The 12,760-nt window shown below is 69.2% G+C and carries 14 protein-coding genes and 1 tRNA gene; 8 read left to right on the top strand and 7 right to left on the bottom strand.

The features are described 5' to 3' along the window. Positions 1-106: 106 nt before the first annotated feature. Positions 107-2,095, top strand: a complete 1,989-nt coding sequence (locus tag C461_RS09435) for a helicase HerA domain-containing protein (RefSeq protein WP_008000683.1) — start codon at positions 107-109, stop codon at positions 2,093-2,095. A gap of 29 nt (positions 2,096-2,124) precedes the next feature. On the opposite strand, the gene C461_RS09440 is transcribed toward C461_RS09435, so the two are convergent. The 6 genes from C461_RS09440 to C461_RS09465 form a co-directional block, all read right to left on the bottom strand. After that, positions 2,125-2,496 carry a hypothetical protein gene (locus C461_RS09440; protein ID WP_152418378.1) on the bottom strand — a complete coding sequence of 124 codons (372 nt, stop codon included), beginning with the start codon at positions 2,494-2,496 and terminating at the stop codon, positions 2,125-2,127. A gap of 98 nt (positions 2,497-2,594) precedes the next feature. Then, entirely contained in the window at positions 2,595-2,888 is a 294-nt protein-coding gene (locus C461_RS09445) for a chorismate mutase (protein WP_008000685.1), read from the bottom strand. A 33-nt stretch (positions 2,889-2,921) separates the two neighbouring features. Beyond that, positions 2,922-3,815: a shikimate kinase gene (locus C461_RS09450; RefSeq protein WP_008000686.1), complete on the bottom strand. Its 894-nt coding sequence runs from the start codon at positions 3,813-3,815 to the stop codon at positions 2,922-2,924. Positions 3,816-3,929: 114 nt separating this feature from the next. Then, positions 3,930-4,622, bottom strand: coding sequence for a hypothetical protein (locus tag C461_RS09455; RefSeq protein ID WP_008000688.1), 693 nt, complete (start codon positions 4,620-4,622; stop codon positions 3,930-3,932). Between the two features lie 3 nt (positions 4,623-4,625). Next, complete coding sequence (locus tag C461_RS09460) at positions 4,626-5,087, bottom strand: hypothetical protein (RefSeq protein ID WP_008000690.1); 462 nt, start codon at positions 5,085-5,087, stop codon at positions 4,626-4,628. Further along, positions 5,087-6,475, bottom strand: a complete 1,389-nt coding sequence (locus tag C461_RS09465) for a hypothetical protein (RefSeq protein ID WP_008000693.1) — start codon at positions 6,473-6,475, stop codon at positions 5,087-5,089. The genes C461_RS09460 and C461_RS09465 overlap by 1 nt, the downstream gene beginning before the upstream one ends. A 140-nt stretch (positions 6,476-6,615) precedes the next feature. Between C461_RS09465 and C461_RS09470 the strand changes: the two genes are divergently transcribed. The 4 genes from C461_RS09470 (at position 6,616) to C461_RS09485 (ending at position 7,979) form a co-directional block, all read left to right on the top strand. Continuing rightward, the gene (locus C461_RS09470) at positions 6,616-7,074 is read left to right on the top strand and encodes a DUF5796 family protein (protein ID WP_008000695.1); all 459 of its coding nucleotides are present in this window, start codon (positions 6,616-6,618) and stop codon (positions 7,072-7,074) included. A 52-nt stretch (positions 7,075-7,126) separates the two neighbouring features. Next, positions 7,127-7,366 (top strand): DUF7508 domain-containing protein, encoded by a 240-nt coding sequence (locus C461_RS09475; protein WP_008000698.1) that lies wholly within the window; start codon positions 7,127-7,129, stop codon positions 7,364-7,366. A 102-nt stretch (positions 7,367-7,468) separates the two neighbouring features. Beyond that, positions 7,469-7,822 (top strand): ferredoxin, encoded by a 354-nt coding sequence (locus tag C461_RS09480; protein WP_008000704.1) that lies wholly within the window; start codon positions 7,469-7,471, stop codon positions 7,820-7,822. Positions 7,823-7,894: 72 nt separating this feature from the next. Next, positions 7,895-7,979: transfer RNA gene (locus C461_RS09485), tRNA-Leu, on the top strand. A 170-nt stretch (positions 7,980-8,149) separates the two neighbouring features. On the opposite strand, the gene C461_RS09490 is transcribed toward C461_RS09485, so the two are convergent. Continuing rightward, entirely contained in the window at positions 8,150-8,569 is a 420-nt protein-coding gene (locus C461_RS09490; RefSeq protein ID WP_008000706.1) for a MoaD/ThiS family protein, read from the bottom strand. A gap of 162 nt (positions 8,570-8,731) precedes the next feature. Here C461_RS09490 and C461_RS09495 point away from each other — a divergent pair, with 162 nt between their 5' ends. The 3 genes from C461_RS09495 (at position 8,732) to C461_RS09505 (ending at position 12,748) form a co-directional block, all read left to right on the top strand. Then, positions 8,732-11,020 (top strand): nitric-oxide reductase large subunit, encoded by a 2,289-nt coding sequence (locus tag C461_RS09495; protein ID WP_008000708.1) that lies wholly within the window; start codon positions 8,732-8,734, stop codon positions 11,018-11,020. A gap of 151 nt (positions 11,021-11,171) precedes the next feature. Beyond that, complete coding sequence (thyA, locus tag C461_RS09500; RefSeq protein ID WP_008000710.1) at positions 11,172-12,200, top strand: thymidylate synthase; 1,029 nt, start codon at positions 11,172-11,174, stop codon at positions 12,198-12,200. Further along, positions 12,200-12,748: a dihydrofolate reductase gene (locus tag C461_RS09505; RefSeq protein WP_008000711.1), complete on the top strand. Its 549-nt coding sequence runs from the start codon at positions 12,200-12,202 to the stop codon at positions 12,746-12,748. The genes thyA and C461_RS09505 overlap by 1 nt, the downstream gene beginning before the upstream one ends. The last annotated feature ends 12 nt before the right edge of the window (positions 12,749-12,760 follow it).

The following is a 12,760-nucleotide window of genomic DNA, read 5'->3' on the forward strand; positions in this document are numbered from 1 at the left end:
CGTATAATTCTCCGGGACGGAGCCGCCGCCGCGCTTCCGGCCGAGTTTCTCGCGTCGGCGCGCTCCGAGCCGATGGTTTATGAGGCGGGCGGTACCTGTCACGGGTATGACCGAGCAGGAGACGATCCACGTCGCGGACGTCAGCGAGGGGATCGGCGGCGACGCGACGGCGGAACCGGGATCACCGGTCGAGCTCCCGGTGGTAGACGTGCTCACCGGCCGCTCCTTCATAACGGGGAAAAGCGGGTCCGGCAAGAGCAACACCGCGAGCGTCGTCATCGAGAACCTCCTCGACAACGGGTTCCCCGTGATGATCGTCGACACCGACGGGGAGTACTACGGCCTCAAAGAGGAGTACGAGATCCTCCACGCCGGCGCCGACGAGGAGTGCGACATCGTCGTCTCTCCCGAGCACGCCGAGAAGCTCGCGAACCTCGCCTTAGAGCAGAACGTCCCGATCATCCTCGACGTCTCCGGCTACCTCGAAGAGTCCGTCGCCAACGAGCTGCTGCTCGAGGTCGTCAAACAGCTGTTCGCCAAGGAGAAGCGCCTCAAGAAGCCGTTCCTCCTCGTCGTCGAGGAGTGCCACGAGTACATCCCGGAGGGCGGCGGCATGGACGAGACGGGCAAGATGCTGATCAAGGTGGGCAAGCGCGGCCGGAAACACGGGCTGGGGATCGTCGGTATCAGCCAGCGCCCCGCCGACGTGAAAAAGGACTTCATCACCCAGTGCGACTGGCTCTGCTGGCACCGGCTCACGTGGGACAACGACACGAAGGTCGTCGGCCGCATCCTCGGCTCGAAGTACGCGAGCGCCGTCGAGGATTTGGGCGACGGCGAGGCCTTCCTCATGACCGACTGGGACGAGTCGATCCGTCGGATCCAGTTCCACCGCAAGCAGACGTTCGACGCGGGCGCGACCCCCGGGCTCGACGATTTCGAGCGCCCGGAGCTCAAGTCGGTCTCCAGCGACCTCGTCGGCGAGCTGCAGTCGATCTCCGACGAGAAGGCCCGTCACGAGTCCGAGCTCGCCGACCTCAGACAGGAGCTCGACAAGAAACGCCAGCGTATCACCCAACTCGAGCGCGAACTGGAGGACGCCCGCGACCTGAGCAGCATGGCCGACCAGTTCGCACAGGCCCTGCTCGGCAAGGCCGAGGCCCCCTACCGCGGTGGCGGCGGCCGGTCCGTAGCGTCCGCGAAGCGACGCGATCAGGCCGACCTCGCCAGCTACGACGCCGACGGCGTCGACGCCGGCACGGCCGAACCGGACGACACGGCAGACACGGACGGTGACGGTACCGCGGCGACGGACGACGCCAAACCGGACGGCACCGAGGAGAAACGGACGGCCGACGCGGATCCGATCGACGGGGACGGCGCCGCCGACGGCGACCGTCCCCGTTCCGCCTCCGACGTAGACCCCGTCACGCGAGCGGACGTGGCCGAAAGCGCGCTCCGGTTCGACGACGCCGTCGAACTCGGCACCCGCGAGGCCGTCATCGAAGAGCTTCGAAGCCGCATCGAGTCGCTGCCGGAGCTGTCACGGGAGATGCTTCGCCACTACCGCCGCGAGGGCGTCAGCGACCCCGTCGCGGCCCACATCGACGCCGGCGGCGACGGCGACTCCGGGCACGCCTACAGCCGCCACCGCCCGATCCGACGGGCCGGGGTCATCCGACACGCCGGACGAGGGCAGTACGCCTACGCGGTTCCCGACCTGATCCGCGAGGCGTACGCCGACCGCCTCGACGCGGAGAGCGTCGAAGAGATCGTCCGCGCGGTCGAGACCGCATTTGTTCCGCCCGCAGCGCGACGCACCCCACGAGACGCGGAGCGTCCCGAAACCGACGGGAACGTCGACTCGGACACGTCAGCGATCGCCGGCGGGAGCGGTGGGAGCGGCGGGAGCGGCGGGAGCGGCGGGAGCGGCGGGAGCAGCAAGAGTGGTGAGAACAGCGGAAGTCGCGAGAACAGCGGGAGCGGCGACGAGGACGGGAGCCACGACGACGACGGGACCGAAGCGGGGCAGCGAGGGTCGGGCCTGAGCGACGCCGCCCGCCGAGTCGCCGAGCGCGGGTACGGCGACGAGTGAGGGCCGTCAGCGGCGATAGCGCGCCCGGCTCACCACCGGTCGCCGGCGTATCGGGACAGGACGTCGCGAACCGTCGACTGCCGGTCCCGGTCCGTGTTCTGCTTGGTCCGGTCCGCGAGCTGTTGGTTCTTCTTCGCGAGGAGTCGCTCGTACCGTTCGATGACCCGCTGTAGCTCCTGTTCTTTCCGTTCGAGTTCGGACTCGAGCCGGTCGGCGCGGCGTCGAGCGGCCTCGGGGTACTCACGGGCGTCGCCGCGGCTGTCGCCACCGGGCCGCCGGTCTGTGGCGTCTCCCGGCGTGTCGGGTGTCGTTCTCGCCGTCTGTCGTTCGTTCCAGTTCCACTCCTCCTGGCCGTTCACGCGCTCTACGGGGAGGTCCGGGATCATGGTTCCTGATGTCATATACCATGTCAGCGCACATAAGTTCGAGTCAGACGGGCGTCATGCTCTCGATCGAACCGATTCCGGACTGATTGTTCGACCGTAAAAGGGTACTCTGTCTACCGGCTTTCTCGCTGCTCGACCTTGTTCAACTCGATCAACAGCCGGAAGATCGCTTTCACGAGGTTGGCGTCGACGTCGAATCGTTCGGCGTTCTCGCCGGCGCGGTCCATCACGCGCTCCTCTTGGCTCTCGTCGGTCGTCGGGAGGTCTCGCTCGTCTTTGACGGCCGCAACGGTGTCGGCGACGTACGTTCGGCGGGCGATCAGCTCGACGATCTCGCGGTCGATGTCCTCGATCTCGTGTCGCAGTTCGTCGAGACTTCGCTCCTCTGTGTTGGGTGTATCACTCATTGGGAATCACTCGTTGGAAATCGCTCGTGGTCGTCATCGGACGCTGGCGCCGTCGTTCCGGGTGGTGGTTCGTCGCAGGGCGCCGGGACGCTCGCTCCAGGCGTCGGCGACCGCGTCGAGGTCGGTCTCGGCGTCGTCGGGGTCCGCGACGGCGACGACGCTCGGCCCGGTGCCCGACAGCGACACCCCGGTGGCGTGGGGCATGGCCTCCACCGCCGGGTCGGCGTCGAAGCCGAGCGCGGCGGAGAACGCGAGCCCGTTGACCGTCATCGCCTCGGCGTACCGACCGTCGAGCGCGAGGTCGGCCACGAGGTCGGCCATCGGCGCGACCGCCTCACAGCGGGCCACGTCGGCGTCCGCGCTGTAGGCGCGCTCGGGCGGGGTCCACACGAGCACGTCCCAGTCGACGGGTTCGCGCGACCGAAGCTCGTCGCTCGGGTTGTCGGTGACGGTGACGCCGCCGAACATCGACGCCGTGGCGTCGTCGAACGCGCCGGTGACGGTGACGCCGGCCTCCCGGGCCGCTCGGACGCCGAGCCGACAGGCCGCCAGGCGAGTCACGTCGACCTCCGGATCGTCCGATCGGTCGCCGACGGTCAGTCCGAGGGCGTCGCACGTCGCGAGCACGGTCGCGTTCGCGGCCGCGCTGGAGCTTTTTAAGCCGGCGGCGAGGGGCACGTCGCTGTCGGTGCGGACCGCGCCGCCCTCGCCGTCGCCCCACCGGTCGGTAGCGAGCGCGACGCAGCGCTCGATCAGCTCGGTGTCGGCGTCGGGCGCCTCGGCGATCGCGCCGTCGACGCCGCGCTCTGCCGTATCAAGCGTGACCGTCGCGCGCGTCTCGACGTCGATACCGAAGGCCGCACCGGTTCCGGTCGCGAGCGCGTTCAACACGGTGCCGGCGCCGAGCGCGGCTGCCCGTCCCTCCATGCACAACTCGCCCCTTCGCGCGGACAAAGAGGTAGCGATCACGGCAGGTCTCCCGAACTCCCACCAACCCGACCGCTCGGCGGGCCGTGGCGCCCGTTATCGGCACCGCGCGGCTCAGACCGGCTCTGCGCGCCGGATCGCCACGTCGACGTCGTACCAGTCGGGGTCGGCGCGCGCCCGGGAGTCGCGGCTGCGGAACGAGATGTCCAGCGCGACCCGGCGAGTCCCGTCGTCGAACCGGTTCCCCGACTCGAAACGCTCCACAACGTAGGCGTAGCCGACCGCGTCGCGCGATCGCGATCCCGGCCGCGTCGCGTACGCGTCGGCCCGGAACTCGATCGTGCCGTACGTGAACCGTCCCGCGTTTTCGACGGTGAACTCGGCGCGAACGGTCGTCTCGGCGCCGCGATCGGTCACCGAGCGCACCGCCGCGTTCGCGACGACGAGCCCGGAGCCGTCGGGGCCGAGTTGGTCCGAGGGATCTTCTGATCCCTCTGTTTGTGTCGGCTGCGACTCGTCGTCCTCGGTCGCACCCGCGTCGTGTTCCCCATCGGCGTCGCTGTCCTCGTCGGCGTCTCCTTCGGCCGCGTCGCCGCCCTCGGCTGTATCGGTGCTGCCGGAAGAATCGGCGGACCCGCCGGACTCGCCGGACTCGCCGGACTCGACGAGGCAGCCGGCGAGCAGGCCGGGAACGGCGGCGACCAAGACTCGCCGGCGCGAGAGGGCGGTTCGCACGGCCCCGGCGGTCGGGTCCCCGTCAGCGGTCGCCTCGGCGGCGGCATCGCCGCGGTCGGGTTGGTCCGTCATCGACTACCCCGTCACCGATCCGATGGCGCCGGCCACCGCTCCGACGGCGGCGGCGACGGCGGCGGTCGCGGCGAGCGGTCCCAGCGCGTCGACGATTCCGTGCGCCTGCGCCGCCGCCTCGCCCTGCGAGGCGACGACGAGAACGACGACGGCGAGCCCGTACGCCAGCGCGCCGAGTCCGGCGCCGCCTCCGCAGGTCAGGACCGCCTCGCTCGCGTCGTACGACTGCGAGCCGACCAGGACCCCGAGGACGCCCGCGATCACCGGAGCGACGACGAGCGACGCCGCGGTGACCGCGAGGTACGTCTGCGCGACGAACACCGGGCCGAATCGAGCCGTCTCGCCGGTCGCGGCGGTCGCGAGAGCGGTCTCCGCCCAACCGGTCGCGACGGCGCCGACGAGGCCGACGCCGACGCCGACGAGCGCGAACACCGCCGCGATCACCCCCATCCCGTTCGCGTTCATCAGGCGACCACCCAGCCGTCCGCCAGTCGACGCTGCCACCCGGCCCGCTCCTCCCACGCGTCGCCGGAGAAGCCGGCCGCGAGGAGGAACTCCCCCGCCTGCACGACGTAGCCGTACTGGACGCCGGCGTGCTCGTCGAACCCGTACCGCTCGCCGGTCGCCTCGTGGTGGTACAGGCGGTGCCATCGGGTCGGACCCGCAGATCCGTCGTCGCCATCGCCGTCGTCGCCGCCATCGGCGCCATTGTCGCCATCGCCGCCACCCCCCGCGCTTCCCGAGAGGTTCGATCCGGCCGCGGTCGCGCGCGGATCGATCGGCGCTCGGCCTTCCGTCTCCGCCTCGTCGAGGACCGTCGTCAGTCGCCGTGCCGCCGTCTCGGAGTCCGGATACCGCTGGACGTAGACCGGCGTCCCGTCCAGTTCGTGAGCCCATCCCTCGAACGTCTCGCGCGGCGAGGCGCCGGCCGGCGGGCGCGAAGCGAACGCGGCGAACACCTCCTCGGTGCGGTCCCCGGGACGCGGGATGGGGCCGAGTCGGGCGCGAAGCTCCTCGCGGCGGTCCGCGCCGACGGCCGTCCCGTAGATCCGCGGAATCCGCGAGCGGTCGTATCGGTCGGTGTCGTAGGGGCGGTGCGCGAACGTCGCGAACCCGCGGGTCGGGACCGCGAGTTCGACGAAGAGCGTGTCGCGAGCGTCGCTTCGACGGTCGCCGTCCTCGGGGAACGGGGCCAGCAACCGATCGAGCAGCCGGTTGTGGACCGGATCGCGAGAGAACGCCTCGTCGGTGTAGGTGGCCGTGGCGAGTCCGGCGAACGCGCTCCGCATGCGCGAGAGCGATTCGAGGAACCGGTCGACGTCGCCGCGCCTCCCGAAGCGCCGAAGGGGCTCGACGTGCCGGTCGGTCCGGGAGACGATCCGAGCGCGCGGTCGAAAGTGCGGCTCCAGCGCGTCGGCCGCGCGGTCGGCGGCGCCGCGACCCGCCGCGGCGAGCCGATCGGCCATCGAAGCGGCCACCGCGTCCTCGGCGTCGACCGCGGCCCGTACCGCGTCGATCTCGGCGACGACGTCGCGGACCGCCGCCCTGTAGCTCGCGACCGCGTCCGGGTACTCGGTCGCGAACCAGACGGCGTCGTCGACGACGGCTCGCGTCGCCGCCGCGAGGGCCTCGTTCGCGTGGGGACCGAGGTCGTCGTCTTGGTCGGTTACGGAATCGTCGCTGTCGCCGTCTGACGTGTCCGAGCTGCCGTCGCCGTCGGGCGCCTCCGGGTCGGCGCTCGGCGGGTCGTCGTCGGCCTCGTCCGGATACTCGACGCCGTCGACGCCGAGACACCCGGCGAATCCGACCGCGGCGACCCCGGCCCCTAACAGGCCGCGTCGCGTCCGTTGCATGATACGTTCTCCCGGCGGAGGGGTCTTAAAGGTGCCATCCCCGATTCTCGCGAGTGAAGGCCCCGTCGAGGAGTTCCCCGTTTCGCGTCCGGCCGCCGCCGAGCGCGTCCCTTTTGAGTCGGGCGCACCGAGCGACGCGTATGTCAGCACCGTCACGCAACGACGTTCCGCCGACGTCGATCGGCGTCGACCTCCGCGAGGAGGGGATCGTCATCGAGTACCTCGACGGGCGAACGACGCTCTACCGCGGCGTCCCCGACGCCGTCGAAGGGTCGGTCACGGCCGGTCCCGGCAAGGAGACGCACGTGCTCGTCACCGACCCGACGGAGACGGAGGGGGTCATGACGTACGTCAACGACTACAACACCGACGACGACATCTTGGAGGACTCGGGCGTCGGCCGCGTCATCGTCGAGGACGGCGAGCGCGACGAGGTGTTCCCCGGCGTGATCGTCGGGCGGACCGGCCAGCGCAACGAGGTGATCGCCGACCCCGAGATCGCCGGCGGCCGGGTGTTCGTCTTCGTCGAGGACGGCTGGACGGAGGGGAGCTTCGAGATCGTCGACGCGCCGGAAGACGGCCTCGACGCGCACCGATGAGGACCGACGCACCGATGACGACCGACGCGCCGACCGCGGACGACGGCGACCGATGAGCCTCGCGAAGCCGTGGCGCGATCTCGACCGCTCGACGGTCGGCGGCGCGCCGGCCCGGTACGCGCTGTACGAACTGGGCGACGGCGACGGGAACACGGTCGGGTTCGGCACGGGCGTCCTCCGCGACGAATTGAAAGAGGCCCTCGCCTACCGGGACGCGGCGCAGGTTCGATGGGAACTCGCCGACTCGGCCGCGCACGCCGAACGACTGCTGGCCGAGCACGTCGAGGAGTGAATCGCGTCCGGCGAGTCCGGCGGCGCCGACGGTATCGACGTCGCCGCCGCATCCGGTGAGAACGACCGACAGAGGAAAGTTCGGTCGGCGCCGAGCAACGGTATGAGCGACGACGCGGAGATCGACCACGATGCGGTCGTGCGCGCGAGCGACATCGGCGGGGAGGGCCCGCCGATCGAGGAGAAGCCGTACAAGATCGTCTTCGAGGCCAACAAGTGCTTCGGGGCGGGCAAGTGCGCGGAGGTCGGCGACAACTGGGTGATGGACATCAAAAGCGGGATGGCGAAGCCGCGGTCGTACTACATCGGCGAGGAGGACTTAGACGAGAACATCCGCGCGGCGGAGGTGTGTCCCGCGAAGAAGGGCGCGGGCGTCATCCACGTCGTCGACCGGCGAACGGACGAGGAGATCGCGCCGAACCCGCACGGCGACGGAACGCTCTCGGTCGATTGGTAGGGCCGCTTAGAACCGAGCGCCGCCGGACGCATCCGAAAGGGGTTTGACCCCACCGCGGGAACCCGAATCTGCGCGGGGGTGGCTGAGCCTGGCCAAAAGCGGCGGACTTAAGATCCGCTCCTGTAGAGGTTCGAGGGTTCGAATCCCTTCCCCCGCATTCCTGCTGCGAGCAATTCGCGAGCAGCAGGACTCGGTCCTGAAGGGATTCGGATCAGGGAGGTCGCGCGCAGCGAAGCGAGCACGTCCGACCGTGGTTCGAATACCTTCCCCCGCATATCGTGGCGCTCACACCTCGTGAGCGGCGCGGCTCACTTCCACCGATCGACTTCAACAGCAGAACATGAAGGGGTAGACGAGCGCGACGCGGTCGCCGTCTTCGAGCGTCGTGTCGAACCCCTGTTCGTTCTCGTTGAAGCGGCCGTTGACGAGGATCCGGGCGTACGCGATCGTCTGCTCGCCGACCGGGTTCTTCGTCCACGTGCCGGGCAACTCCTCCGGCGTCGGCGCCCAGCCGCTGTGAGTCGCGTCGGCCTCGGTCTCCGCGATCAGCATCTCCTGGAGCTGGGGGTAGTCATCGAACAGTTCGTCGAGGAATTCCCGCAGCGTATCGCCCGCGAACGTGTACTCGAACTCGTACACCTCGAGCTCGGTGCGGACGTGCCCGGTACAGCGCACCGTGACGGTCGTTTCCGCGCCCGAAACGCTCGTCGGATCGGGGTCGCTCGCCGACTCTCTGGCCTGTGTCATGGGTACGGATAGGCGCTCCCGGGGGGTGAATCGCCGTGCGAACATGTTCGGGGTCGGTTCCGTTCCGATCGGGCCCTCGCGGGTCGCCCTCTCGATCGGGCGTGCCCCGACCGAATATGTTGCCGTCAACTGAGTAGGTCGTTGAGGCACAACGCCCCGTCGATGGAACTCACTCGCAAAACGATCGCCAAGGTCATCGTCGCGGCGTTCCTGTTGAACCTCGTCGTCATGGGCGCCGGGGCGTGGTTCGCGTATCAGGAGGCGCCACCGATTCCCGACGATGTCGTCGGCCCCGACGGCGAGACGGTGACCACCGGCGAGACGATCCAAGACGGGAAAGCGGCCTTTCAACAGTACGGGCTGATGAACCACGGATCGATTCTCGGTAACGGCGCGTACTACGGTGAGGATTACACCGCCGAGACGCTGGAATTGAAAACCGAGCACATGCGCGAGTACTACGCGCAAGCGGAGCACGACGCCGCCTACGACTCGCTGTCGTCCAGCGAGCGGGCGGCGATCGACCAGACCGTCCGCGACGACCTCGACGGCGCCCACGACGGCACCGGCGTCGTCGAGTATTCCGCGGCGGAGGCGTACGCTCACGAGGAGGTGCGGGCGACCTACGTCGAGCGGTACCACGAGGGCGACCACGCCCGCGGTGTCCCCGAGGGGATGATCGAGTCGCCGGAGGAGGCGGCGGCGTTCGCCGACTTCGCGCTGTGGACCGCGTGGTTCTCTCACACCGACCGGCCCGACGCGGAGCACTCGTACACCAACGACTGGCCGTACTCGCCCGCCGCCGGCAACGACGCGACCGGCTCCGCGATGATCTGGAGCGTGATCGCGATGGTGCTGCTCGTCGGCGCGGCGGGCGCCGCCATCCTCCTGTACAAGTCGGTGACGCTCCCGGAGCCGTCGGCGAAGGGAGTGTCGGTGCCCGAGCCCGGCGACGTGAGCGTGTTCCCGAGCCAGCGCGCCGCACTGCGGTTCGTTCCCATCGCCGCCGGGTTGTTCCTCGCACAGGTGTTGCTCGGCGGGCTACTCGCCCATTTCTACATCGAGCGCGCCGGCTTCTTCGGGATCGAGGAGCTGTTCGGCGTACACATCCTTCAGCTCCTCCCCTTCTCAATCGCGAAGACGTGGCACATCGATCTGGGGATCCTCTGGATCGCATCGACGTGGCTCGGCGCCGGCCTGTTCCTCCCGCCGCTGTTGACCGGTCACGAGCCGAAACGGCAGGCGAGGTATGTCAACGTGTTGTTGGGCGCGCTCGTCACCGTGGTCGTCGGCGGGATGGGCGGGATCTGGCTCGGCGCGAACGGGTACTTCGACGGTCAGCTCTGGTGGCTCCTCGGCAACGAGGGGCTGGAGTACCTCGAAGTCGGGAAGGTGTGGCAGGGCGGGCTGCTCGTCGGATTCGTGCTCTGGGCCGTCCTCGCGATTCGGGGACTCAAGCCGCTGCTCGACCGCGAGCCGGTGTACGGGCTCGCGCACATGATCCTCTACGCCGGCGGCTCGATCACCCTGCTGTTCGTCGCCGGCTTCCTGTTCACGCCGACGACGAACATCGCCGTCACGGAGTTCTGGCGGTGGTGGGTCGTTCACATGTGGGTCGAGGGCGCCTTCGAGTTCTTCATCGTCGCGATCATCGGGCTCACGCTCGTGTCGATGAACCTCCTCTCGCGGCGCAGCGCCGAAAAGGCCGTGATGCTGCAGGCGCTCCTGGTGATGGGCACCGGCGTGATCGGCGTCTCACACCATTACTGGTGGATCGGTATGGCCGACTACTGGGTGCCGATAGGGAGCGTCTTTTCGACGCTGGAACTGCTTCCGCTCGTCTTCATTCTCTACGAGGCGATCGGGCAGTACCGGGCGATGTCGGACGCGGAGTTCCCCTACACGCTCCCGTTCATGTTCATCGTCGCCAGCGGGGTGTGGAACTTCGTCGGCGCCGGCGTGCTCGGCTTCTTCATCAACCTCCCGCTGATCAACTACTACGAACACGGCACGTACCTCACCGTCGGACACGCCCACGCGGCGATGTTCGGCGCGTTCGGGTTCCTCGCGCTCGGAATGGTCACGTACATGCTTCAGCTGTCGATCGACCCCGAGCGCTGGGACGGCTCGTGGCTCCGAGCGGCGTTCTGGTGCTGGAACGTCGGGCTCGCGCTGATGGTGTTCGTCTCGGTGCTCCCGGTCGGCTTCCTGCAGTTGGACGTCGCGTTCACGGAGAGCTACGCGGCCGCTCGGAGCCTCGCCTTCTACGAGGGTTCGACGGTGCAGACGCTGTTCTGGGCCCGGCTCCCCGGTGACAGCCTGCTCATTCTCGGCACGGTCATCTACGCCGCCGACTTGGTCCGCAAGCGGTTCGTCCTTCGGCGGTCCGCCGAGGACCCGAGCGTCGACGACATGGCCGTCGCCGAGGGGATCCTCAGCGACGACGACTGAACCGGATCGAGCCGGCGGATCGACTGTGCGCCTACGCGTGGTGGATCCCCGGGACGGCCGCGATAAATAGCGATCATTTACATCGTCCAATTCGTTTGGACGGGTAGATCCGTCGTCCCGCCGGACTCCGCCGGAGGCGACACCGACCACCATGCAACAGTACCTCGATCTCGTCGACGACACCCTGTCGACGGGCACCTACAAGCCGAATCGGACCGGCGTCGACACGATCGCGTCGTTCAGCGGACAGTACACCGTCGACCTCGCTGAGGGGTTCCCGCTGTTGACGACGAAGAAGATGGACGGCTACCGCTGGAACTCGCTCATTCACGAGGTGCTCTGGTACCTCTCCGGTGAAGAGCACGTCCGAACCCTCCGCGAGGAGACCAAGATCTGGGACGCGTGGGCGGACGACGAGGGGCGTCTCGACACCGCGTACGGCCGGTTCTGGCGGCGCTACCCCGTCCCGAGCGACGACGCCGCGCTCCCGGGCGAGACCTGGCCCGACGACGCCCATCGGTGGGTCACCGTCGAGGAAGGCCCCGACGGGACCGATCGCCGCACCTTCGACCAGATCCAGTACGTCCTCGACACGCTCGAGGAGAACCCGCGCTCGCGCCGCATGGTCGTGAACGCGTGGCACCCCGCGAACGCGGCGACGTCGACGCTGCCGCCGTGTCACTACACGTTCGTCGTGAACGTGCAGGACGGCCGGCTCAACCTCCACCTCACGCAGCGCTCGGGCGACATCGCGCTCGGAGTCCCCTTCAACATCGCCGCCTACGCGCTGCTCGCGAACGCGCTCGCCCAGCGGACGGGCTTCGAGGTGGGCGAGTTCGGTCACACCGTCGTCGACGCGCACGTCTACTGCGGCCGCGGCGAGCGCGGGAAGTGGTACGCGAACAACCTCCGCTACGTGCAGGACCGGCTCGCGACTGTCGAGAGCAAGGCCGACTACCTCGACGTGAAAAGCTGGGTCGAGCGGACCGCTCCCGACGAGGCGGACGGCGAGGCGGGCTACGACCACGTCCCCGGGCTCCTCGAGCAGCTCTCGCGGGAGCCGCGCGACCGCCCGCGGATCAAGATCGCCGACAAGCCGCTCGACGAACTGACCTACGAGGATATCGAGGTCGTCGACTACGACTCCGCGGACGGGCTCTCGTTCGCGGTCGCGGAGTGATGACCGACGACGCGCCCACCGCCACCGATCTCGACATCGTCCTCGTCGCCGCGGTCGCCGAGAACCGCGTCATCGGGGACGACGGCGGGATGCCGTGGCACTACCCGGCCGACCTCGCGCACTTCAAGCGGCTGACGACGGGTCACCCCGTGATCGTCGGCCGCGCCACCTACGAGAGCATCGCCGATCGGATCGGCGGGCCGCTGCCGGACCGAACCAGCGTCGTGTTGACGACTCGAGACCCCGATCTCCCGGAGGGCGCCGCCGTCGCGAACGACGTCGAAGAGGCGGTGGCGCGCGCGACCGCGGACGCCACCGACCGCGGCGTCGACGCGGTGTTCGTGATCGGCGGCGCGACCGTCTACGAGCAGTTCCTCGACCGCGCCGATCGGATGGTGCTGACCGAGGTGCCGGGGCGTCCCGACGGCGACACGCGATTCCCCGCGTGGGACGACGAGGAGTGGATCGAGACCGACCGCGAGACGGTGCCGGCGGAGGATGCCGACGGCGAGATTTCGTTCGTCACGTACGAGCGCGTCGACAGCTGACCGCGGGGAGTG

It is taken from the genome of Halorubrum aidingense JCM 13560 (genome assembly GCF_000336995.1).
GTDB classification, from domain to species: Archaea; Halobacteriota; Halobacteria; order Halobacteriales; family Haloferacaceae; genus Halorubrum; species Halorubrum aidingense.